The organism is Thalassovita sp., assembly GCF_965218685.1.
In the GTDB taxonomy this organism is placed as follows: Bacteria; Pseudomonadota; Alphaproteobacteria; order Rhodobacterales; family Rhodobacteraceae; genus Thalassobius.
Window position 1 is genome coordinate 2,717,682 of the sequence record NZ_OZ244657.1, and the last position, 21,633, is coordinate 2,739,314.

The 21,633-nt window shown below is 59.6% G+C and carries 20 protein-coding genes; 9 read left to right on the forward strand and 11 right to left on the reverse strand.

The window, feature by feature from the left end:
• Nucleotides 1–265: 265 nt before the first annotated feature.
• The 8 genes from ACOQOQ_RS13405 to ACOQOQ_RS13440 all read right to left on the reverse strand — a co-directional run bounded on the left by ACOQOQ_RS13405 (nucleotide 266) and on the right by ACOQOQ_RS13440 (nucleotide 10,630).
• Nucleotides 266–1,669, reverse strand: coding sequence for an MATE family efflux transporter (locus ACOQOQ_RS13405; RefSeq protein WP_420567488.1), 1,404 nt, complete (start codon nucleotides 1,667–1,669; stop codon nucleotides 266–268).
• Nucleotides 1,666–3,534 (reverse strand): cation:proton antiporter, encoded by a 1,869-nt coding sequence (locus ACOQOQ_RS13410; RefSeq protein WP_420567489.1) that lies wholly within the window; start codon nucleotides 3,532–3,534, stop codon nucleotides 1,666–1,668. The genes ACOQOQ_RS13405 and ACOQOQ_RS13410 overlap by 4 nt, the downstream gene beginning before the upstream one ends.
• 126 nt (nucleotides 3,535–3,660) lie before the next feature.
• Complete coding sequence (locus ACOQOQ_RS13415) at nucleotides 3,661–4,173, reverse strand: holin family protein (RefSeq protein WP_420567490.1); 513 nt, start codon at nucleotides 4,171–4,173, stop codon at nucleotides 3,661–3,663.
• Nucleotides 4,164–4,775: a holin-associated N-acetylmuramidase gene (locus tag ACOQOQ_RS13420; protein WP_420567491.1), complete on the reverse strand. Its 612-nt coding sequence runs from the start codon at nucleotides 4,773–4,775 to the stop codon at nucleotides 4,164–4,166. The genes ACOQOQ_RS13415 and ACOQOQ_RS13420 overlap by 10 nt, the downstream gene beginning before the upstream one ends.
• Nucleotides 4,776–4,860: 85 nt before the next feature.
• Complete coding sequence (gene ccmE / locus ACOQOQ_RS13425) at nucleotides 4,861–5,295, reverse strand: cytochrome c maturation protein CcmE (protein ID WP_420567492.1); 435 nt, start codon at nucleotides 5,293–5,295, stop codon at nucleotides 4,861–4,863.
• Between the two features lie 103 nt (nucleotides 5,296–5,398).
• Nucleotides 5,399–6,211, reverse strand: a complete 813-nt coding sequence (murI, locus tag ACOQOQ_RS13430; RefSeq protein WP_420567493.1) for a glutamate racemase — start codon at nucleotides 6,209–6,211, stop codon at nucleotides 5,399–5,401.
• A gap of 27 nt (nucleotides 6,212–6,238) precedes the next feature.
• The gene (locus ACOQOQ_RS13435; RefSeq protein WP_420567494.1) at nucleotides 6,239–7,114 is read right to left on the reverse strand and encodes a lysophospholipid acyltransferase family protein; all 876 of its coding nucleotides are present in this window, start codon (nucleotides 7,112–7,114) and stop codon (nucleotides 6,239–6,241) included.
• A gap of 96 nt (nucleotides 7,115–7,210) precedes the next feature.
• The gene (locus tag ACOQOQ_RS13440; protein WP_420567495.1) at nucleotides 7,211–10,630 is read right to left on the reverse strand and encodes an indolepyruvate ferredoxin oxidoreductase family protein; all 3,420 of its coding nucleotides are present in this window, start codon (nucleotides 10,628–10,630) and stop codon (nucleotides 7,211–7,213) included.
• Nucleotides 10,631–10,799: 169 nt separating this feature from the next.
• Here ACOQOQ_RS13440 and ACOQOQ_RS13445 point away from each other — a divergent pair, with 169 nt between their 5' ends.
• From ACOQOQ_RS13445 to ACOQOQ_RS13470, 6 genes are all read left to right on the forward strand, one after another.
• Nucleotides 10,800–11,708: a LysR family transcriptional regulator gene (locus tag ACOQOQ_RS13445; RefSeq protein ID WP_420567496.1), complete on the forward strand. Its 909-nt coding sequence runs from the start codon at nucleotides 10,800–10,802 to the stop codon at nucleotides 11,706–11,708.
• Between the two features lie 313 nt (nucleotides 11,709–12,021).
• Nucleotides 12,022–14,181, forward strand: coding sequence for a phosphoribosylformylglycinamidine synthase subunit PurL (gene purL, locus ACOQOQ_RS13450; protein ID WP_420567497.1), 2,160 nt, complete (start codon nucleotides 12,022–12,024; stop codon nucleotides 14,179–14,181).
• Between the two features lie 151 nt (nucleotides 14,182–14,332).
• Nucleotides 14,333–14,569 (forward strand): BolA/IbaG family iron-sulfur metabolism protein, encoded by a 237-nt coding sequence (locus ACOQOQ_RS13455; protein WP_420567498.1) that lies wholly within the window; start codon nucleotides 14,333–14,335, stop codon nucleotides 14,567–14,569.
• Nucleotides 14,570–14,610: 41 nt separating this feature from the next.
• The gene (grxD, locus tag ACOQOQ_RS13460; protein ID WP_420567499.1) at nucleotides 14,611–14,973 is read left to right on the forward strand and encodes a Grx4 family monothiol glutaredoxin; all 363 of its coding nucleotides are present in this window, start codon (nucleotides 14,611–14,613) and stop codon (nucleotides 14,971–14,973) included.
• A 41-nt stretch (nucleotides 14,974–15,014) separates the two neighbouring features.
• Nucleotides 15,015–15,368, forward strand: coding sequence for a hypothetical protein (locus ACOQOQ_RS13465; protein ID WP_420567500.1), 354 nt, complete (start codon nucleotides 15,015–15,017; stop codon nucleotides 15,366–15,368).
• Nucleotides 15,365–15,982: a DedA family protein gene (locus ACOQOQ_RS13470; protein WP_420567501.1), complete on the forward strand. Its 618-nt coding sequence runs from the start codon at nucleotides 15,365–15,367 to the stop codon at nucleotides 15,980–15,982. The genes ACOQOQ_RS13465 and ACOQOQ_RS13470 overlap by 4 nt, the downstream gene beginning before the upstream one ends.
• Here the strand turns inward: ACOQOQ_RS13470 and ACOQOQ_RS13475 are convergent.
• Together ACOQOQ_RS13475 and ACOQOQ_RS13480 are read right to left on the reverse strand one after the other, a co-directional pair.
• Nucleotides 15,979–16,374 carry a cell division protein ZapA gene (locus ACOQOQ_RS13475; RefSeq protein ID WP_420567502.1) on the reverse strand — a complete coding sequence of 132 codons (396 nt, stop codon included), beginning with the start codon at nucleotides 16,372–16,374 and terminating at the stop codon, nucleotides 15,979–15,981. The two genes, ACOQOQ_RS13470 and ACOQOQ_RS13475, sit on opposite strands and share 4 nt — an antisense overlap.
• The gene (locus ACOQOQ_RS13480) at nucleotides 16,367–16,891 is read right to left on the reverse strand and encodes a hypothetical protein (RefSeq protein ID WP_420567503.1); all 525 of its coding nucleotides are present in this window, start codon (nucleotides 16,889–16,891) and stop codon (nucleotides 16,367–16,369) included. Before ACOQOQ_RS13480 ends, ACOQOQ_RS13475 begins: the two co-directional genes overlap by 8 nt.
• 203 nt (nucleotides 16,892–17,094) lie before the next feature.
• Between ACOQOQ_RS13480 and tkt the strand changes: the two genes are divergently transcribed.
• On the forward strand, nucleotides 17,095–19,113 hold the full coding sequence (tkt, locus tag ACOQOQ_RS13485; RefSeq protein ID WP_420567504.1) for a transketolase: 2,019 nt from the start codon (nucleotides 17,095–17,097) through the stop codon (nucleotides 19,111–19,113).
• Between the two features lie 81 nt (nucleotides 19,114–19,194).
• Here tkt and ACOQOQ_RS13490 read toward each other — a convergent pair whose 3' ends face one another.
• Nucleotides 19,195–20,163, reverse strand: coding sequence for a DUF808 domain-containing protein (locus ACOQOQ_RS13490; protein ID WP_420567505.1), 969 nt, complete (start codon nucleotides 20,161–20,163; stop codon nucleotides 19,195–19,197).
• Nucleotides 20,164–20,362: 199 nt separating this feature from the next.
• On the opposite strand from ACOQOQ_RS13490, the gene gap reads away from it, so the two are divergent.
• The gene (gene gap / locus ACOQOQ_RS13495; RefSeq protein ID WP_420567506.1) at nucleotides 20,363–21,364 is read left to right on the forward strand and encodes a type I glyceraldehyde-3-phosphate dehydrogenase; all 1,002 of its coding nucleotides are present in this window, start codon (nucleotides 20,363–20,365) and stop codon (nucleotides 21,362–21,364) included.
• Nucleotides 21,365–21,435: 71 nt separating this feature from the next.
• Nucleotides 21,436–21,579 carry a hypothetical protein gene (locus tag ACOQOQ_RS13500; protein WP_420567507.1) on the forward strand — a complete coding sequence of 48 codons (144 nt, stop codon included), beginning with the start codon at nucleotides 21,436–21,438 and terminating at the stop codon, nucleotides 21,577–21,579.
• Nucleotides 21,580–21,633 lie beyond the last annotated feature (54 nt).

The following is a 21,633-nucleotide window of genomic DNA, read 5'->3' on the forward strand; positions in this document are numbered from 1 at the left end:
CCTTTTGCTATCGTAACTTTGGATTGCTGATTACATCAGCACGCCGTGTCGCCTTTGTCGAAGCCCTCTGCTCGTACGTCAGAAGATCAACGGCATTGTACCAACGTTACTTGCAACACCCAAAGCGAATGTTTCCATCTGTGGCCACATCTGGGCTCACAACAGACCTGCGCTGCGTTTGAAGCCATTGGCGATCACGCACCGGGACGAGCGCACTCTCGCCCGCCCTTTCAAGGCAATCCTGCGGATCTAAGGTGGAATTCGCTCAGCGGCGATGATGCAGCATCGTGAAAGCCCGGCGATGGGCCAGGAATGTGGGCCGCGCGGGCGGCTGGACCGGACCCGTTTCAGCCTGATCCATCACCCGTTTGGCAAGCCACAGGGCTATCAACGCCATCAGTGCGCCACCAGCCATCTGGCCAATCAGAACGCCCTCTGCCCCCCAAAGTAAGGCGCCAATGGCCACGAAGGGAACCATCCCCAAAGTGTTTCGCCCCCAATTAATCCAGGTTGAATAGAAAGGGTGGCCAAGATTGTTATAGGATGCGTTGGCGATAAAGATGATCCCGTTAAACACCCAGGCAAGCGATAGCGGCCCGCAAAAAAGATAGATCAGGTCACGAGAGGTGCCTTGAGCGCTGAACAGATCGGCAATCGGTGCGCGCAAAAGGAACAGCAGCGCAACCACCGGCACCACGTAGGCGACACACAGGCCGATGGCGCGGCGAAAGGCCTCGCGCACCCTTTTATGTTGCCCGGCGCCGAAATTCTGTCCGATGATCGGGCCGATGGCGCCTGACATGGCGAATATCAGGGCAAAGGCAATGGGGGTCAGGCGTCCGACAACCGCCATGCCCGCCACGGCCTCCTCGCCAAAAGCAGATGCCGCGCGGGTGACGTAGGCGCTGCCAATCGGGGTTGCGATATTCGCCAGCATGGCCGGAATCGCGAGGGCAGCAATCGTTCGGGTATCCTTAAGAACCGCGGTGACCGACCGCCCGGCAAGCCCGCCATAGCGGCTGGTGATGAACCAAAGTGCAGACCCCGCGATCGAGAGACGTGCCGCCACCGAGGCCCAGGCCGCGCCATCCAGCCCCAAGTCCAGAACAAAGATGAAAATCGGATCAAGCACCGCGTTCACCACTCCGCCGATGATCGTGACCATCATCGATAGGTTTGCCGCCCCGTGGCTACGCAAGGCTGCCGAGGCGATCATGCCAAGCATCAGGATCGGCATGGTCGGGATCAGGATGCGCAGGTAGGAAATCGAAAGTGCCTGCGTCGGGCCCGTTGCGCCAACAAGCGCGGTCAGGCCGGGCAGGTTGAGATAGATGACCGCCGCAAACCCAAGGGCAAAGACAAACCCCAAAGCCATCACATGTGTCAGGACTTCGCGGGCGCGGTCCGGGTGGCCTTCTCCTAATGCGCGGGCGACCAGCGCGCCAGCGGCGATGGAAAAGCCGATGCTGACCGAAGTGGTCATGAAAAGGATGGACCCGGCAAAGCCGACAGCGGCCGCAAGTTCGGCTACGCCAAGCATGGAGATGAAGATCATGTCCACCATGTCGACCACGAACAGCGCCAAAAGGCCCACCGCTGACGTGAGCGACATCGAGACGATATGGCCTGTGAGGCCGCCGGTCAGAAACCGGGCCTTCCCATCGCTCACGCCTGTTTCTCCGACAGGATGGCGATCATCCGATTGAAAAGATCCGCCTCCATTGTCTCGCGTTCTTGATTGAAGCGGGCCAGCAAGGCTTCGTTCTGGTGCATCGGGACCCCCGGATCGTGATGCTCGGCCGCAATCAACATGCTTGTGCGATCAAACTCTGCAAAGGCTTCGGCCACCTGTTCAGCCTGAGCCCGGCTGTAGCCAAGCGCTTCGACGGCAGACCGGCCCATGCGTAAAGAGCTGTCATAGGTTTCGCGAATGATATCGCGGCATCCGGCGAACCACAGGTCAAAGACATGACTGCGGTCCACGGCACGCGCAATGATATGCACATCGGGATGGTACTGATGAACATATTTGACCAGCTCGGTGATCTGTTCCTTTTCGTCAATCGCAATGACAAGCAGTTTCGCCTCGTTGATCCCGGCGGCATGCAGAAGGTCCGGGCGGGTGGCATCACCGTAATAGGCTTGCACTTTGAAAGCCTTGAGCATTTCCAACTGTTTAGAGCTGAAATCTATGACTGTTGGCTTCAGCCCAGCACCGCGCAGCATCCGCGCCACGATCCCTCCAACGCGGCCATGTCCGGCGATGATCACGTTGCTGGTTTCCTCGATCTGATCCATGTCGCGCTCTTCCCCGCTGTCGAACCGGGGGGCGATAAGCTTGTCATAGATGATGAAGAGCGCCGGGGTCAGCAACATGGACAGCGCGACCACAAGCAACAACTGATCCGCGATGGCAGTTGGCAGAACTGCGTTCGCCACGGTGAACGACAGCAACACAAAGCCAAACTCGCCCGCTTGCGCCAGGCCAAGAGCGAAAAGATAACGGTCCGCGCTGCCGATCTTGAAAATGACCGCAAGGACGAACAGCACAGCCGCCTTAAGGATCATCAGCCCCAGCGAAAGCGCGACGATGGTGGCGAAGTTGTCGAAGAGCAGACCAAAATTGATGCCTGCCCCGACGGTCATGAAGAACAGCCCCAGAAGCAGGCCCTTGAACGGGTCAATGTCGCTTTCCAATTCGTGACGATATTCACTGTTCGCCAGCACCACTCCGGCAAGGAAGGTCCCAAGCGCCGGGGACAGCCCGACAAGTGACATCAGCAGGGCAATTCCGATCACGATCATCAAGGCCGCGGCAACGAACAGCTCTCGTAGATTTGCGGCCGCGATAAAGCGGAAAATCGGTCCGGTCAGAAAGGACCCAATGCCAATAACAGCAGCAATGGCCGCAAGCGTGACCAGCGCGACCCCCCACCCCGGCAAGCCCTCTACAAGGCTCAGCGATGCTCCGTGACCGCCGTCGCTGGCATGATCCGCATGGGCCATCGCATCCATCAATTCGGGCATGGCCAGCAGAGGGATCAGGGCAAGCATCGGGATGACGGCGATGTCCTGGAACAATAGAACAGAGAAACTGGATTGGCCGCCGTCGCTTTTCATCAGGCCTTTTTCACTCAGGGTCTGAAGAACAATCGCGGTGGACGACAGGGCCAGCACAAGGCCGATCGTCAGGGCCACAGTCCAGACCTGCCCAAACAACATGGCCACCGCCATCACCGCAAGCGTGGTCAAAGCGACCTGTCCACCACCCAGCCCTAACAGGCGCGCCCGCATGGACCACAGCAACTTTGGCTCCAGCTCCAGCCCCACAAGAAACAGCATCATCACGACGCCAAACTCGGCGAAATGCTGAAGCGACACCACATCGACATGAAGCAAGGCCAGGATCGGACTGATGACAATCCCGGCAATCAGGTAACCAAGCACAGACCCCAGCCCAAGCCGGGTCGCAATAGGCACCGAGCAAACGCCGGCCACTAGGAAGATAAAAGCCAAAAGCAGAAAATCAGTCACCGAAAACCCTCACCTGTTCGCCCCGTGACCCTAGCATGGACCTGCATTGAAGTTACAAGCCCATTTTACGAATTTGGGCCAGAGCTGGCCGGGACAAGAGTGAGAAGTGCCCAGAGTTTGGCTTGATCAGTACTGAGGCGCCAGCCTGTGGTCCCGCCATTCTTGCAGCGCAGGGTTGGGTTCAATCGGCTCTGGCTCGGGTTCAAATGCCGCCGCGCGCTGAACAAGGCCACTGATCAGACGCTCTTGGAATTCTTGCCCCTTTGCTTGGTGCCGCGCGCCGAAATAGAACGAGACGATAGCCCCCAATAGCCACCACAGGGGCTCGGGAACCAGCGCCAGCCCCTCCATCCGCGCAGAGAACCAGACCGGGTTGACCATCGCCGCGATGAAAAGCCCCAACGTGCCCAAAGCCAAACCCGGACGGGGCAGACGGTTCATCCCGTCGATCACCCGGTCGAACAACCCTTTGCGTGGCAAAGAAAATTCCGCGCCGAACTGCTCAAGCGCCGCGCGCTGCATCCGGGCGGCCCTGTCCGCGCCTGCGTCCTTGTTTTCTGCAAAAACGCCTGCGGTCTCGCGGATCACGTTGCGACCGTCCCCGAACATCACATCGAATGCCTGTGTCATCAGCCCCATGCCGAAATCCTTTCCTGAAATTCCTCGGCGCTTAGGTGATAGCGGGGCGAGATAAACTCCTCGGCCCGCTTGATCCAACCGCCTTTGCCCCCTGCCCGCGTCCGTGCGTATTTGCGTGACGCCGCCCTGCGATCCGCCAAAGCAAAGTAATAGTTGCGTCGCGCAATCCCATAGGCATCCGCGATATGGTTCGGCGCTGCATTTGCGGCCCGATGCGCGGCGGCAAGCGTCTGCGGTCCCAGCACTCCGTCCACGGTCACCGGATGTTCCATCTGGTTCAGCAGACGCTGAAGGATCTTCACCGCATTCCCGCCCGCATTCACATACATATCGAAAACCGAGGCCCGCAGCGCCTCGGGCAGCTCTCCGATCCGGGGGCGGTCATAGTATTGCTTCAGGAAAATCTCGATCGCCTGATCGCGTGTCAGCCGCCGCACGTCGGCCGCATCCACCACGCCGTTTCCGTCCAGATCCAGCCCTAACCGGCGCATCGTGTGTATCGTCACACCATATTTCGTCGCCCCACCCGGATCATCCGGGTCGTTCACATAACCCCCTTCGCGAAGGATGATCTTTTCGGCAATGTCCCTGACTTTCTGCATGAAAAACCCCAGCCTGATCTGCACGATCGAAGGCTGGGGTCATTTTCGTTAAGACCGGGAAAACCGGGCGTTCGCAACTAAGGGCTTATTCTTGGTAAACACCCTGTTCCTTCAACGCGTCCACGACCTCTTTGGGCATGTACTCTTCGTCGTGTTTAGCAAGGATTTCTGATGCTTCGAAGACACCGTTAATGTAGTTACCTGTGCCGATCATGCCTTGATTTTCCGCAAACAGGTCCGGCAGCACACCCTTGAACGTCACCGGGATCGAGGCGCCGCCATCGGTGACACTGAACATGATCACCTCACCCTGACCTCGTTTCAGGCTGCCTTCTTCGACCAATCCGCCGATGCGGAATGTTTCCGAAGATTTGGGCGGCTCTTCCATCACCTGCGATGGCGAGCGGAAGAAGTTGATGCCGCCCCGCAGCGCATAACCAATCAGGGCCGTTGACAGCACCAGTGCGATCGCCGCAACGGCGATGATCTGAATTCGGCGCTTTTTCTTCAATCCCTTCATCGGGCCCTCCGCTCAAGTCCAAAGCTTTGCAAACAGGTAACATCCAAGCAGCAACATGCAAGGGCTTGGCCCTGCTACTTTTTGTCAATCAAAGCCGTGCGCCTCAGGCCGCCTGGAATTCGATCTTGCGACGCAGGAACTGGGTCGCGCTGTTCGAAACCTTGGACGGGTTGCCGGTCGTCAGATACAGGCTTTCGCTACCCGGGCCGCGCATTTCAGGGTGGCGATCCAGATAATCGGCCAGCGACGAGGCAACAAGGTTCGCCTGGCTGAACACGGTCACATCGGCGCCCAATGCATCCTGGAACTGCTCTTGCATCAGGGGATAGTGCGTGCAGCCAAGGATAGCCGCATCAGGATGCGGCATCTTGCGTTTCAGCGCGTCTACATGGCTGCGCACCAATGCTTCGGCCAGGATCAGGTCCCCATCCTCGATCGCGTCCACGACACCGCCGCAGGCCTGGGCCTCGACATCCACGCCGATGGCGCGGAAGGCCAGCTCGCGTTGAAATGCCCGGCTGGCCACGGTCGCGGGGGTCGCGAACAGAGCGACGTGTTTGACGGCGACTTCGCGCGGCGGGGAGTTGTCCCCCCATTTGCGCTCGGTCAGGGCCTCGATCAGCGGGACAAAGACGCCCAGAACGCGCTTGTCACGCGGGATCCAGCTTTCCTGCATCCGTCGCAGTGCCGCTGCCGAGGCCGTGTTGCACGCCAGAATGACCAGATCGCAGCCGGCTTCCCACATGCGTTCGACGGACTTAGTGGTCAGATTATAGACATCATCGGCATCCCGCACGCCATAGGGGGCGTGGGCATTGTCGCCAAAATAGACAAAAGGCACATCAGGCAGGCGCTTTTGCACGGCGTCCAGCACCGTCAGCCCACCCAGACCGCTGTCAAAAATCCCTACTGCCATAGCCTCGGCTTTCTTGTTTTTGCGCCGTTATCGGCGGTGTTTCTCTTCGAACTCGTAGCCATAATCATACGACCGCAGCCGAGTTGGGGAAAGCTCATACGTCGCTTTGCGCAGAAAATCCATCATTGCTTTGGTATCGCCCGCGCGTGCCTGCAACTCTGCCTGGGCAATCGGGGTGCCAATGGCCAACCTGACCGGAGCATCCACCCGCGCCGCAAACTCTTTGATCAGCAGCCCCATGCGCAGTGTCGCGTGCAAATGGCTGGCAATCTGGAACAGACGGCTGTTGTGGCCCTCAAAGAACACCGGCACGACCTGGGCACCGGATTTTGCTACCATCCGTGCAGTAAACGCCCGCCATCCCGGATCCATCGGATAGGAAAACGGCCGCGCGCCGGTTGAAACGGTGCCGCCAGGAAAAACCCCGATCGCCCCGCCCTGCCCCAGATAGCGCAGCGCCTCTTTGCGGGTTTCCAGGTTTTGCTGAACGGCCTCTCGGGTCTCATCAAAGCTGATGGGCAGGATGATCCGGTCCAAGTCCTCGGCTTTGCGGAACACCCGATGTGCCAGAATACGAAAGTCTCCGCGCCTTTGCTCCAGAAGATGCCCCATGATCAGCCCATCCAGAATACCGAACGGATGGTTGGCAATCACGATCAGCGGACCGTCCTGTGGCAGGTTGTTCAAAGATCCGTCGACCACGTCCAGCGACAGACCATAACGCTCGACCATCACCGACCAGAAATCACGGCCGCGCTGCACCTCTTGCTCGTAGCCTTCGGCACGTTTGATCATCCGCACGCGGCCTGTGGCGTTCTCCATCACGCGGATCAGCGCCCGGCCCCCACGGGTCGAGGCCGAATGCGCATAGCTGATATCCCGGGCAATCTGACGAGAGGTCATGAGGCTTTGCTTTCACTATCAAATGCCTCTTAATGCTTGGTTATGACGCGCACCACAAGAGATACAGGGGCGCGCGAAACGCCCCCGCAATTGGCATCATTCCGCCGCTTTCAGCGCGGCGTCCGGGTCACTGCGCAGCGTGGCCAGCAAGGCCTCGCGCTGTTTGGCGGCCTTGGCCTCGTTTGCCATCTTCACCGGGCCGAAACCGCGAATGGTCAGGGGCAGCTTAGCCAGCGCAATCGCCGCATCCAGTTTTTCGGGTGTCACGATCTTACGGACCATCGCCATGTCGCGCTCGTATTGTTTGATCAGGGCACGCTCCATCTTGCGCTCTTCAGTGCGTCCGAACGGATCAAAAGGCGTGCCGCGCAACCGCTTCATCCGCGCCAGCAGCCGCAACCAACGCAGCATGCCCGGACCGAATTCGCGCTTTTCGGGACGCCCGTTGGGGCCCATTTTGGACAGGATCGGAGGCGCCATGTGGAATTTCATAGTGAAATCCCCATCGAACTCGGCACGGGCCTTTTCTTCGGTGCTGAGCAGCAGCCGTGCGACCTCGTATTCATCCTTATATGCTAACAGCTTAGCATAAGACTTTGCCACGGCTTCTTGCAGATCGGTATCATCGAACTGCTCCACCAGTTTACGGTATTTGCGCGCCAGTCGCTTGCCTTGATACTGGGTCAGAAGCGCCTCGCGATGGGCGATTTTCTGTTCAAGGCTCAGCCCCTTTTGTACCACCTTGGGCGACAACAAGCCCGCGGCGTCAGACGGGTGCAACATCGCCCAGCGTCCGATCTCAAAGGCCCTTAGGTTCCGCTGAACCGCCGTGCCATTCAGCGTGATCGCCTGCTGGATCGCATCATAACTTAGCGGAACCAGCCCGTTCTGCCAGGCCGCGCCGAACAGCATCATGTTCGAGAAGATCGAGTCCCCCAGCGTCACCTTCGCCAGCTCGGAGGCATCGAACAAAGCGACCTTTTCTTGCAGCCGCGCTTGCAACTGCAGCTCCAGCCGGTCAGTGGGCAGGCTAAACTCGGTATCCCGGGTGAAATCGCCTGTGATGATCTCGTGACTGTTGACAACGGCGCCGGTTCGGCCGGTTTTGGTCAGTCCAAGGGTTTTCGCCCCCGCGCTGACCACCAAGTCGCCACCAATCAGGGCATCCGCCTCACCCGTGGCTACGCGAACGGCGCTTATGTCTTCCGGAGCATTGGCCAGACGGCAATGGATATGCACGGCGCCACCTTTTTGGGCCAGGCCGGCCATTTCCATCACGCCGGCGCCCATGCCGTCGATCTGGGCGGCTTGCGCCATAACCGCACCGATAGTGACCACCCCGGTGCCCCCGACACCGGTGATCACGACATTATAAGTTCCGTCAATGCCGGGCAAAGCAGGCGCGGGCATATCTGGCAGGTCCAGTTGCGCGGTTTCGGACTTTTTCACCTGCGCGCCTTCCAGCGTCACGAAGGACGGGCAGAACCCGTTCAGGCAGCTGAAGTCCTTGTTGCACGAGGATTGGTCGATGGCGCGTTTGCGACCCAGCTCGGTTTCCACCGGCACGATCGAGACACAGTTGGACTGCACTCCGCAATCGCCGCAGCCCTCGCAGACGTCAGTGTTGATGAAAACGCGGCGATCAGGATCCGGGAAAAGGCCACGCTTGCGACGGCGGCGTTTTTCTGCGGCGCAGGTTTGGATGTAAACAATGACCGACACACCACTGAGTTTGCTGAATTTTTCCTGAACTGGCATCAGTTCGGCGCGCTCGTGCGTTTCGACGCCAGCCGGGATTGCGGACATGTCCACATCCTCTTTTTCGTCATAGACCACGGCGATGTTCTGCACGCCCATGGCCTTGACCTCGTCGATGATACGATAGGCAGTAAGTCCCCCTTCATTCGGCTGGCCGCCAGTCATGGCAACCGCGTCATTGTAGAGAATCTTGTAGGTCATCGTGGTGCCCGCAGCCAAGGCTGCGCGGATCGCCAGAATGCCCGAGTGGTTGTATGTCCCGTCGCCCAAATTCTGGAACACATGCGGAGTGTTTGAAAACGGCGCCTCGCCGATCCAGTTCGCCCCTTCAGCGCCCATATGGGTAAAGCCGCTGGTCTGGCGGTCCATCCATTGCACCATGTAATGGCAACCAATCCCGGCATAGGCACGGCTGCCCTCGGGCACCTTGGTCGAGCTGTTATGCGGACAGCCCGAGCAGAAATAGGGCAGACGAGTTGCGATCTCCTCGGCGTTGTCGTTGCGGCGCGCATCGGACAACGCGGTCATCCCGGCCTTGATGCCTTCGGTGCCGCGCCCCTCTTCGGTCAGAATGGCGCCCAGCTTTTCGGCAATGAAAATCGGATCCAAGGCACCACGGGTCGGGAACAGCTCTTCGCGGTTCAACTCCCCGGCATGGCCTTTGAACCGGCCGTAGACCCGTCGGCCCCGCCGGTTGTCGAACAGTGCTTCCTTGATCTGGATCTCGATCAGCTTGCGCTTTTCTTCGACGATCACGACCAAATCCAGCCCCTCGGCCCATTCTTGGAAGTTGCGCATATCCAGCGGGAAGGTCTGCCCGACCTTGTAAGTGGTAATGCCCAGACGTTCGGCCTCGGCTTCGTTAATGTTCAAAAGCGACAGAGCGTGCGTCAGGTCCAACCAGTTCTTACCCGCCGCTACAAAACCAATTTTGGCACCGGGACGCCCCCAAACCCGCTTGTCGATCTTGTTGACATGGCTGAACTCCTCGGCGGCAAAGCGCTTGTGGTTGATCATCCGCGTTTCCTGGTCATGCGGCGTGTCGCCCAGGCGAATGTTCAGCCCACCCGGGGGCATGTCGAATTCGGGGATGATCAGGTTCATGCGGTCAGGACGGCCATCCACGACAGCAGTGGCTTCGACCGTGTCCTTCATGGTTTTCAGACCCACCCACAGGCCGGAAAAGCGGCTAAGCGCATAGCCATAGATACCATAGTCCAGAATCTCTTGGACGCCTGCGGGGCTGAGCACCGGCATATAGGCGTCCACCAGCGCCCAATCCGATTGGTGCAGCACGGTCGAGCTTTCTCCCGTGTGGTCATCCCCCATGGCCAGCAGAATTCCGCCATGCTTGCTGGTGCCTGCCATATTCGCGTGGCGCAGTGCATCGCCCGAGCGGTCGACCCCAGGCCCCTTGCCGTACCAGAGGCCGAACACACCGTCATAGCGCCCCTCTCCGCGCAGTTCGGCCTGCTGGCTGCCCCAAAGCGATGTGGCGGCCAGATCCTCGTTCAGGCCCTCCTGAAACAGGATATTCGCCTCTTTCAGTTGCTTCTCGGCGCGGCGCATTTGCATGTCCACCGCCCCCAGGGGCGAGCCGCGATACCCGGTGCAGAACCCAGCAGTATTCAGCCCCGCCTGCTGATCGCGAGCGTGCTGCATCAGCATCATCCGCACAAGCGCTTGTGTGCCGTTTAGCAAAATCTGAGGCTTCGACAGGTCGAACCTATCATTCAAGGAAACAGTCTGGCTGGTCATTCCGCGCCTCCCAACGCTGAATTGTGTGCTTAACTATAGGGCAATATTAGGTCATAAAAACTGACCTAGCTACATAAAAATTTGACATTGGGTCGTGTTAAAGGAAGTTATGGCCCATAATTGAAATGTGTTACGTATCGACACGCAAAACAAACCGAAAGTTGCCCGTATGGACTGGGACAAATTAAGAATCTTCCATGCAGTTGCCGACGCAGGCAGCCTTACCCATGCGGGAGACGTCCTCCATCTGTCACAATCTGCGGTAAGCAGGCAGGTTCGGGCGCTCGAGGAAAGCCTGAACACGACCCTTTTCCACCGCCATGCGCGCGGACTGATTCTGACCGAACAGGGCGAGCTTCTATTCGACGCTACCCGCGCCATGACCAAACGCCTGGACACCGCCGCCGCACGTATTCGCGACAGCGAAGAAGAGGTCTTTGGCGAGCTGCGCGTGACCACGACCACCGGATTCGGTTCGCTTTGGCTGGCCCCGCGCCTGCCCGCGCTTTACGAAAAATACCCCGACCTGAAGATCGATCTGATGCTAGAAGAGCGTGTGCTGGACCTGCCCATGCGCGAAGCAGACGTGGCGATCCGCATGAAGGAACCCAGCCAGGCTGATTTGATTCGCAAACGGCTGATGTCGGTGCGGATGCTGTTATACGCGTCGGAAACCTATCTGAAAAAATACGGCGCCCCCGAAACCATCGAGGATATCAGCAACCACCGGCTGATCTGTCAGAACCCGAACTCGGCTCAGGTCGGCGCCGGCGCCAACCTGGTTCAACACCTGCTGACCTACGACATACATTCCACCTTGACGGTGAATAATTATTTCGGGGTGCTTCAAGCCGTGGACCACGATCTGGGAATCGGGGTGCTGCCGGACTATCTGATGCAGGATTTTCCGAATCTGATCAGGGTCTTACCGGATGTTTCTTCGATCGAAGTGCCGGTTTTTCTGGCCTACCCCGAGGAGTTGCGACACTCGAAACGCATTTCAGCCTTCCGTGATTTCGTTCAGGAAGAGATCATCGCCTATCGCAAACAGATGAAAAATCAGTCTGTTAGCTCATAAATTAGACAGCCATGCAAAAAACGCATAGCGGACATGCTGCACCTGCGGCATCTTGAACCTTGATCGAAACAGGGCAGATCACTATTTCATGCCGTGACGGTGATGCTGAGACATCTCGCATCATCCTCATACCTCCCTGTTGGACTTCGGCCGAGCTTAGTGCTCGGCCTTTTTTTTGGCCATAATCCACGCGAGATCGGCCCCAAATCGCATGATGCGGCAATCGCACGCCATAAACATGTGTGCTTGCCTCTTTTCCCCTGCCCTCGGATGGCCTAAAGAACGCCCAAACATCGCGCCAGCGGAGAGAGACATGCAAGACCCTGCCATCACGCCCGACCTGATCGCCGCCCACGGCCTGAGCCCGGATGAATACGACCGCATCCTCGAGATCATCGGACGCGAACCCACCTTTACCGAGCTGGGCATCTTCAGCGCGATGTGGAACGAGCATTGCTCTTATAAGTCCTCCAAGAAATGGCTGCGCACCCTGCCGACGACCGGCCCTCAGGTTATTTGCGGCCCGGGTGAAAACGCCGGCGTGATCGATATCGGTGACGGTCAGGCCATCGTCTTCAAGATGGAAAGCCACAACCACCCCTCTTACATCGAACCCTACCAAGGTGCGGCCACCGGCGTGGGCGGCATCCTGCGCGACGTGTTCACCATGGGCGCGCGTCCCATCGCGGCAATGAACTCGCTGTCCTTTGGCGAGGTGGATCACCCCAAGACCAAACAGCTGGTCCACGGCGTGGTCGAAGGCATCGGTGGATACGGCAACTGTTTCGGCGTCCCCACCGTGGGTGGCGAGGTGCGTTTCCACCCCGCTTATAACGGCAACTGCCTAGTGAACGCATTCGCCGCCGGTCTGGCCGACGCGGACAAGATCTTCTATTCGGCGGCCAGCGGCATCGGCATGCCCGTGGTTTACCTGGGTGCAAAAACCGGCCGTGACGGTGTCGGCGGCGCAACTATGGCCAGCGCGGAGTTCGACGACACCATCGAGGAAAAGCGCCCCACCGTTCAGGTGGGCGACCCCTTCACCGAAAAACGCCTGATGGAGGCCACGCTGGAGCTGATGCAAACCGGCGCTGTGATCTCGATCCAGGATATGGGCGCGGCGGGTCTGACCTGCTCGGCCGTGGAAATGGGCGACAAGGGCCAGCTGGGCGTCAAACTGCAACTGGACGACGTGCCCCAGCGTGAAGAGGCGATGACCGCATACGAAATGATGCTGTCGGAATCCCAGGAACGCATGCTGATGGTCCTCAAGCCCGAGCTTGAAGCCGAAGCCCGCGCTGTCTTTGAAAAATGGGATCTGGATTTCGCCATCGTCGGTGAAACCATCGCCGAGGACCGTTTCCTGATCCTGCACGGCAATGACGTAAAGGCGGACCTGCCGCTGTCGAAACTCAGCTCCTCGGCGCCTGAATATGACCGTCCCTGGGTCGCCACCCCCGCCGCAGCCCCGCTGGAGGACGTGCCCGCAATTGATCCCATCGACGGTTTGAAGGCCTTGATCGGCAGCCCGAACTATGGTGCCAAACAGTGGGTTTATGAACAATATGACACCATGGTGATGGCCGACACCGTTCAGGCCCCCGGTCTGGGTGCGGGCATCGTGCGCATCCACGGCACCGACAAATCCGTGGCCTTCAGCAGCGACGTGACCCCCCGTTACGTCAAGGCCAACCCCGTCGAGGGCGGCAAACAGGCGGTGGCCGAGGTCTATCGCAACCTGACCGCCGTCGGCGCCCTGCCGCTGGCCACCACCGACAACCTGAACTTCGGCAACCCCGAAAAGCCCGAGATCATGGGCCAGTTCGTCGGCGCCATCCAAGGCATCGGTCAGGCCGTCGCTGCGCTGGACGTGCCGATCGTGTCGGGTAACGTGTCGCTGTATAACGAAACCGACGGCCAAGGCATCCTGCCCACGCCGACCATCTGCGCCGTTGGCCTGATTGACTCGCCTGAAAAAGCCATTATCGGCACCGCGCGTGACGGGCATGTCGCCCTGCTGGTCGGTGAAACTGCTGGTCACTTGGGTCAATCGGCCCTGCTGGCCGAGGTCTTTAACCGCGAAGAAGGCGACGCCCCCGCCGTGGATCTGGACGCTGAAAAACGCAACGGTGACTTCATCCGTGCCAATCACGAACTGATCAAGGCGTGCTCGGACCTGTCTGATGGCGGTCTGGCCGTCGCGGCCTTTGAAATGGCCGAAGCGGGCGGAGTGGGCGTACAGATCGACGAGGCCGACATGGCTCAGTTGTTCGGCGAGGATCAGGCCCGCTACCTGATCGCCTGTAACTTCGATCAGGCCGAGGCACTGATGACCGCTGCCGCCGCCGCAGGCGTTCCGATCGCCACCGTGGGCAAATTCACCGGCGATACCGTGAAACTGGGCACTGCCGAGGCGCCCCTGTCCGAGCTGGCCGCGCTGTACCGTGGCAGCTTTGAAGCCGCCGTCGGTTAACGCCTGACCACTTGAAACCCCAAGGGCCGCGCAAAAATGCTTGCTGCGGCCCTTTTTTCTGACCCACGCACAGAACCGGCGCCGGACGACTTGCACAGCCCTGCCCTGCGCCCTAGATTCACCCAAAGACAGAACCCAACCGGAGACATCAATGCCCGTTCACGCTCAGGAACTCGAAGAAATCCTTCGCGAAAGCTTTCCCAACGCCCAGATTGTGGTCGAGGGCAGCGACGGTCGTCATATGTCCGCCATGGTCGTGGACGAAAGCTTTCGCGGTAAAAACCGGGTGCAGCAACAACGCGCCGTTTATGCCGCGCTCAAGGGCAAAATGGACGGCCCTGACGGCGATCTGCACGCGCTGGCGCTGACCACCCGCGCCCCGGAATAACGAACAGGTTTACGCCCCAAGGGCTTAGAAGGAAACGCAAAATGACCGACGCAAATACCCGCATCGACGAGATCGTCAAATCCAATGACGTGGTTCTGTACATGAAGGGCACCAAGGACATGCCGCAATGTGGATTCTCCAGCCGTGTGGCCGGGGTGCTGAACTACATGGGCGTGGATTATGCCGATGTGAACGTGCTGGCAGACGATGAAATCCGTCAGGGCATCAAGGATTACTCGGACTGGCCGACCATCCCGCAGCTGTATGTGAAGGGTGAATTCGTGGGCGGTTGTGACATCGTCACCGAGATGACCCTCTCGGGCGAGCTGGATACCCTTTTCGAAGAAAACGGCGTGGCCTACAACAAGGAAGCCGCCGACAAGATCCGCGAAGCCAACGCCTAAGGCACCGCGATCATGAGAACGAAATTCAGGGGGGCAGGACAATGAAACGACCTGCCCCCCTGCGGTTTTTGTGGCAGCACCACAAGCCAACGCTGCTGCTGATCGTTCTGTCCCTGGCCGTGGCGATTTTCTTTGCGCTGCGCTTTGTCAATCATGCGCATGACTGGCACGAGATCCGCGCCTCTAACCCGCCGATCGAGCCATGGATGACCCCGCGCTACATCGCGAAATCCTGGGACGTTCCCCCGGACAGGCTGGCCAATTTCCTGCAGTTTCAACAAACAGACAAACGCCCTTCGATCGCCGAGATCGCCAGGGCGCAGGGTCGTTCGGTTGACGAGCTGATCGCGCAACTGACCGTTTTCCTGATCCAGCAGCAAGAGACCCCGCAGTGAGCGACACGCTGCTCAGCCTGCTGCCTCAATACGGCGCGCCGATCCTTGGGGTGATCACTTTGCTCAGCTGCCTGGCCCTGCCAATTCCAGCCTCGCTGATGATGATGACCGCTGGCGGGTTCATGGCTGCCGGAGACCTCTCGGCGATTGCCACTTTAATCTTCCCTTATGCCGGTGCGCTTTTGGGGGATCAGATCGGGTTTCAACTGGGCAAGGGCGGCAGTTCAGTCATCACAATGATCGAGACGCGCCAGACGCGTCAGGCCCGGGCGCTGGCCCATGCAACCCGGATGACCCGCGAGCATGGAATCTGGGCGGTATTCCTGTCGCGTTGGCTGCTAAGCCCCTTGGGGCCTTACGTAAATTTCGCTGCAGGGGCCGCGCGCCTAAGATGGCACCACTTCACCGTGGGCAGCCTGCTGGGCGAGGCGATCTGGGTCACCAGCTATATCGCCATAGGCGCCGGAGCGGGTCAAACCCTGATCCTGTACTGGCCGCTGATCAGCGATGTTCTGGGGGTCCTGGCCGCGCTGGCAATCGCCGCGCTACTGGCCCTGAGGGCGCATCACCTGCTGCGCTTGCGCGAGCAGGAACGCCCCACCAAAGGCCCTTAGCTGTCGGCCTTTTCCTCGATCTGGCTTGCCAGCGCCTCGGCGCGGGCAGCGACCTCGGCCAGGGTATCCATCACTTCCGAAGGCACCACGGGCACTTCGACCCGCACGGGATCGGGCTCGGGGCGGTTCTTCAACGCCTCGATCTCGGCCTTCAGCGTGTCCATTTCGGCGGTCATCTCGCGCAGGCGGTCTTCGACCCCGGCGGTTTTATCGGCCAGCATCAACCCCGCCATCAGCAGCATCCGCGATTCAGGCAAACGCCCGATCTGAGCGGCCAGGGCCTGGGCTTCGTCATCCAGCATCTTGGCGGCCGAATGCAGATAGTGTTCCTCGCCTTCCTGGCACGAGACATCAAAGCCGCGGCCGCCGATCTTGATTTCAACTTCAGGCATCAGAGCTCTCCTCGTTGTCGGATTTGCCCAGAATAGCATCCAGCTGGGTCAGAACGGCGCCCATCTCGGCCACGTCTGCTGCGCGGCCGGCACGCATGGAGTCCAGTTCCGCCATCATTGCGGCGTTGATCAGCTCGGGGTCGGCCAGCCCGGCGGCGTTCGCGTCCCGCAAGGCCACGTTGCTTTCACGCAGCTTCTCGTTGACGTCGCGCAGTTGCTGCAGCTCGGTGTCCAGCGCGGTAACTGAGGCCTGGGCCTCTTCCAGCGATTGGGTCATCGCGGCGTCGCGTTCGTCCAGCTTGTCCTTGACCGCCTTGACCCTCTCTTCCAGCTGAGCGGTCACTGTGCGCTCGTCTTCCAGCAGCTGGGTCAGGCGGGCGATCTCGGCCTCGGCTTCGGGGGACATTCCCTGAGTTTCCGCCTGTGCCTCGGCTGCTGCTGGCAGTGCATCCAGCCCCTTGGCAATCCGATCCAGCGCCGAGGTAATGCGCCCTTCAAATGTGTTGATGTCGCTCATGGCCTACAACTTTCAATTCTTGTGATTCCGCTGACTAAAAAGCGGACGAATCATTTTTGGCTCTGGTTTAGGGCAAGTTTACCCAAAGCCCCGTTAAAATGCGCCCCCTTCTGGGCCAATGGGTTACACGGCGTGCTTGCACTCTGCTATCGGGCTGGTATTGAGCTTGCAATCACTCAGATCTCGATCAAAGGACATTCGCCGTGGATATCACAGCACTGCGCAATACCAATCCCGACCACTGGTTCAAGGCCGCTGCCATCCGTGCCCTGACACTGGATGCCATCCACGCCGCAAACTCGGGGCACTCGGGCATGCCGATGGGCATGGCTGACGTTGCCACCGTTTTGTTTGAAAAACACCTGAAGTTTGATGCCTCGGCCCCGCGCTGGCCTGACCGCGATCGCTTCGTTTTGTCGGCGGGCCACGGCTCGATGCTGCTGTATTCGCTGCTGCACCTGACTGGTTATCAGGACATCACCCTGGACGAGCTGCGCAACTTCCGTCAGTGGGGCGCGAAAACCGCCGGGCACCCCGAATACGGCCACGCTGAGGGCATCGAGACCACCACTGGCCCGCTGGGTCAGGGCATCTCGAATGCTGTGGGTTTCGCCATGGCCGAGGAAATTCAGCGCGCGCGCTACGGCAAGAAGATCGTCGATCACTACACCTATGTCATCGCCGGTGACGGCTGCCTGATGGAAGGCGTCAGCCAAGAGGCCATCGGCCTGGCCGGGCGTCACCAGCTGGGCAAGCTGATCGTGCTGTGGGACAACAACAACATCACCATCGACGGCACCGTTGAACTGTCGGACCGCACCGATCAGCCTCAGCGCTTCAAGGCGTCGGGCTGGCATGTGCAGGAAATCGACGGTCACGACCCCGAGGCGATCGACGCTGCCATCGCCAAGGCGAAATCGACCAACAAACCCTCGATGATTGCGTGCAAAACACATATCGCTCTGGGATCGTCCGCTCAGGACACCTCGAAGGGTCACGGCGCGCTGACCGATCCCAAGCTGATTGCCGACACCAAAGAGGCCTATGGCTGGGCATCCGGCCCGTTCGAAGTGCCTGCCGATATCAAGGAAGCATGGGAAGCCATCGGATCGCGCGGCGCCACTGATCGCGCCGAGTGGGAAGCCCGCCTGGCTTCGATCTCGGAACGCAAGCAAGCCGAATTCGCCCGCATCTACGCACTTGAGGCACCCAAGCGTCTGTCCGGCACCATCCGTGCCCTGAAAAAACAGATCAGCGAAGAGCAGCCCAAATACGCTACCCGCAAATCGTCCGAGCTGGTTCTGGAAGTGGTCAATCCGATTATGCCTGAAACCGTTGGTGGCTCGGCTGACCTGACCGGGTCGAACAACACCAAGACCGGTGATCTGGGCATCTTTGATACCGACAACCGCGCGGGCCGCTATATCTATTGGGGTATCCGCGAGCACGGCATGGCCGCTGCGATGAACGGCATGGCGCTGCACGGTGGTTTCCGCCCCTATGGCGGCACGTTCATGGCCTTCACTGACTATGCCCGCCCGGCGATGCGTCTGGCCGCACTGATGCGCATTCCGTCGGTGTTCGTGATGACCCACGACTCGATCGGTCTGGGCGAGGATGGCCCGACCCACCAGCCGGTGGAACATGTCGCAATCAGCCGCGCAACACCGAACACTTATGTGTTCCGCCCCGCCGACACCGTGGAAACCGCCGAGGCATGGGAGATTGCCCTGACCTCGAAGGAAACCCCGTCGGTGCTGTCGCTGACCCGCCAGGGCCTGCCGACCGTGCGGACCGAGCACAAGCAGAAGAACCTGGTCGCTCAGGGCGCTTACGTTCTGGCCGAGGCAGAAGGCAAGCGTCAGGCCATCCTGATCGCCACTGGCTCCGAGGTGGAAATCGCGCTGAAAGCCCGCGACATCCTGCAGGCCGAAGGCATCGGCACCCGCGTTGTGTCCATGCCCTGCATGGAGCTGTTCGAAGAGCAGGAAGAAAGCTATCGCAAGCGCGTTCTGCCCGCAGGCCCCGTGCGCGTCGCTGTCGAGGCTGGCGTGCGCCAGGGCTGGGACAAGTGGCTGCTGGGCGAGCGTGGCCGTGAAGCCAAGGCTGGCTTTGTGGGCATGTCCTCGTTCGGCGCATCGGCCCCTGCGGACGTTCTGTACGAAAAATTCGGCATCACCGCCGAGGCCGTGGCCGAAAAAGCCAAGTCGCTGCTGAAATAAGGCAAACCGGCCCATGCAATCTAAAACGCCGCGCTATCTGCGCGGCGTTTTTTGTTGGGGACCAGCGTGTCGAATTACGTATCAGTGGGCCTTTTTGCCGGTTACAGCGCTGATCAGCGGGCTGACGATGCGCGTCGCTATCGGGATCAGAATGAACCCATACAGCAGCCCAAGAATGCCATCACACAGCGCGGTAACGGCCCAACCGATGAAACCCGCGATATTCGCCGGCATGGCAGCAGCGGCAAGCTCGGACAGGTGATGAATTTCTTCATAGGGGTGATGCATCCCCAGATCGTGCAGCCCGTGGATCATGATCGAGCCCCCGACCCACAGCATCGCCGCCGTGCCCACGACCGAAAGCAGCTTAAGCAGCCAGGGCATGCCCTTGACCAGCCCGCGCCCCAACCCGCGACCCAGCCCGGTCCCAGAATTCTGGGACATGTACAGGCCCACATCGTCCATTTTCACGATCAGCGCCACGACGCCGTAAACGGTGATGGTGATACCGATACCAACCACGGCTAGGGTTGCGGCCTCCATCCAAAGCGAGCCATCGGGGATCACCGAAAGCGCGATGGTCATGATCTCGGCCGAAAGTATGAAGTCTGTCTTGATGGCGCCCGCGACTTTCTGCTCTTCCAGATGCGTGGGATCCTTGATGTCCATGTCCTCTTCGATATGGGAGTCCCCATGGGGAAAGAGCACGTGAAAAATTTTCTCGGCGCCCTCGAAGCACAAATAGGACCCGCCCAGCATCAGCAAGGGCGTGATCAGCCATGGTGCGAAATTCGAAAGCAGCATGGCCACCGGCAGCAAGATCACCAGCTTGTTAAAGAACGAGCCCCGGGCAATTTTCCAGATCACCGGCAGCTCGCGCGCGGGGGCGAAACCTTGCAGGTATTTTGGGGTCACGGCCGCATCGTCAATCAACACGCCCGCGGTTTTGGCCCCCGCCTTGCCCGCCGCAGCGGCCACATCATCGACGCTGGCCGCCGCTACCTTGGCAATACCTGCCACATCATCCAACAGGGCCAGAAGACCGCTCATACCGCACCTCGTTTTTTCGGTTCGCGCTCAATCTAATTGATAGAGCGAAAGGAACAAGGCCACATTCGCCGCAATCGTTAGCGCAATCACTCCGGTTTTGCGCTAACACCTTTGTATTGCGACGCTTTTTACCTTTCGGCACACGCCCATGGCCGTTATACGACGCGCGAAAATCATTTCTCTTCAGGAGTTGAAAATCATGACCATCACCGTCGGCGTCAACGGATTTGGCCGCATTGGCCGCTGCACTTTGTCCCATATCGCGGAAAGCGCGCGCGAAGACATCAAGGTGGTCAAGATTAACGCCACTGGTCCGCTGGACACGGCAGCGCACCTGATCCGCTACGACTCGGTTCATGGCCGTTTCCCCAACGAAGTCACCATCGGTGAAGGCACCATGGACATGGGCCGCGGCGCTTTCGAAGTGCAGTCGACCTATGACATGGACGAGCTGGACTGGTCCGGTGTCGACGTGGTTCTGGAATGTACCGGCAACTTCAACGACGGTGAGAAAGCCGCCAAGCACATCGAGCGCGGCGCCAAGTCGGTTCTGATCTCGGCCCCGGCCTCGAATGTGCAGAAAACCATCGTGATGGGCGTGAATGACGACCAACTGGCCGCAGGCGACACCATGATCTCGAACGGGTCGTGCACCACCAACTGCCTAGCCCCCGTCGCCAAGGTGCTGAACGACAATTTCGGCATCGAAAGTGGCATCATGACCACGATCCACAGCTACACCGGTGACCAGCCGACACTGGACCGCCGCCACAAGGACCTGTACCGCGCCCGCGCCGCTGCGATGTCGATGATCCCCACCTCGACCGGTGCTGCCAAGGCCCTGGGTCTGGTTCTGCCCGAACTGAACGGTGTTCTGGACGGCTCAGCGATCCGCGTTCCCACCCCGAATGTTTCGGCCGTGGACCTGACCTTTGTCGCCAAGAAAGACGTGACCGAGGCCGACATCAACGCCGCGATGGCCGAAGCCGCCGCCGGCCCGATGAAAGGCATCCTGGGCTACACCGAGGAAAAACTGGTCTCGGTTGATTTCAACCACAGCTCGGAAAGCTCGTATTTCGCAGCGGACCAGACCAAAGTCATCGGCAACCGCCTGGTGCGCGTGCTGGCATGGTATGACAACGAGTGGGGTTTCTCGTGCCGAATGGCTGACGTTGCCGTGGCGATGGGTAAACTGCTGTAAATTCCGTCCCTTGCGGGATCATGGGCGCTTCGGCATAGTTGCCGGAGCGCCTTTTTCGTTTCGGGGAAACCATGACCAATCGTATCGCCTTTTACATGGGCCTGATCATCGTCGCCCTGATCATCCTGGACATCACCCAGAACGAGGGCACCTATCTGATTTTCCTGCTCAAGAAGTTCTGGGACCTTGTCGAATACATGGCATTCTGGCGCTGACGCTGCGTTACTTCACGCCACGCTTGTCCCTGACCGGCCCTCTCGTATCCTGCG

What these genes read in the sequence shown, in the direction of transcription:
- ACOQOQ_RS13415 (WP_420567490.1), bottom strand. Translation starts at nt 4,173, where the DNA reads ATGGGGCTGATGACACAGGCATTCGATGTGATGTTCGGGGACGGTCGC.
- ACOQOQ_RS13420 (WP_420567491.1), bottom strand. Translation starts at nt 4,775, where the DNA reads ATGCAGAAAGTCAGGGACATTGCCGAAAAGATCATCCTTCGCGAAGGG.
- ccmE (WP_420567492.1), bottom strand. Translation starts at nt 5,295, where the DNA reads ATGAAGGGATTGAAGAAAAAGCGCCGAATTCAGATCATCGCCGTTGCG.
- murI (WP_420567493.1), bottom strand. Translation starts at nt 6,211, where the DNA reads ATGGCAGTAGGGATTTTTGACAGCGGTCTGGGTGGGCTGACGGTGCTG.
- ACOQOQ_RS13435 (WP_420567494.1), bottom strand. Translation starts at nt 7,114, where the DNA reads ATGACCTCTCGTCAGATTGCCCGGGATATCAGCTATGCGCATTCGGCC.
- ACOQOQ_RS13440 (WP_420567495.1), bottom strand. Translation starts at nt 10,630, where the DNA reads ATGACCAGCCAGACTGTTTCCTTGAATGATAGGTTCGACCTGTCGAAG.
- ACOQOQ_RS13445 (WP_420567496.1), top strand. Translation starts at nt 10,800, where the DNA reads ATGGACTGGGACAAATTAAGAATCTTCCATGCAGTTGCCGACGCAGGC.
- purL (WP_420567497.1), top strand. Translation starts at nt 12,022, where the DNA reads ATGCAAGACCCTGCCATCACGCCCGACCTGATCGCCGCCCACGGCCTG.
- ACOQOQ_RS13455 (WP_420567498.1), top strand. Translation starts at nt 14,333, where the DNA reads ATGCCCGTTCACGCTCAGGAACTCGAAGAAATCCTTCGCGAAAGCTTT.
- grxD (WP_420567499.1), top strand. Translation starts at nt 14,611, where the DNA reads ATGACCGACGCAAATACCCGCATCGACGAGATCGTCAAATCCAATGAC.
- ACOQOQ_RS13465 (WP_420567500.1), top strand. Translation starts at nt 15,015, where the DNA reads ATGAAACGACCTGCCCCCCTGCGGTTTTTGTGGCAGCACCACAAGCCA.
- ACOQOQ_RS13475 (WP_420567502.1), bottom strand. Translation starts at nt 16,374, where the DNA reads ATGCCTGAAGTTGAAATCAAGATCGGCGGCCGCGGCTTTGATGTCTCG.
- ACOQOQ_RS13480 (WP_420567503.1), bottom strand. Translation starts at nt 16,891, where the DNA reads ATGAGCGACATCAACACATTTGAAGGGCGCATTACCTCGGCGCTGGAT.
- ACOQOQ_RS13490 (WP_420567505.1), bottom strand. Translation starts at nt 20,163, where the DNA reads ATGAGCGGTCTTCTGGCCCTGTTGGATGATGTGGCAGGTATTGCCAAG.
- gap (WP_420567506.1), top strand. Translation starts at nt 20,363, where the DNA reads ATGACCATCACCGTCGGCGTCAACGGATTTGGCCGCATTGGCCGCTGC.
- ACOQOQ_RS13500 (WP_420567507.1), top strand. Translation starts at nt 21,436, where the DNA reads ATGACCAATCGTATCGCCTTTTACATGGGCCTGATCATCGTCGCCCTG.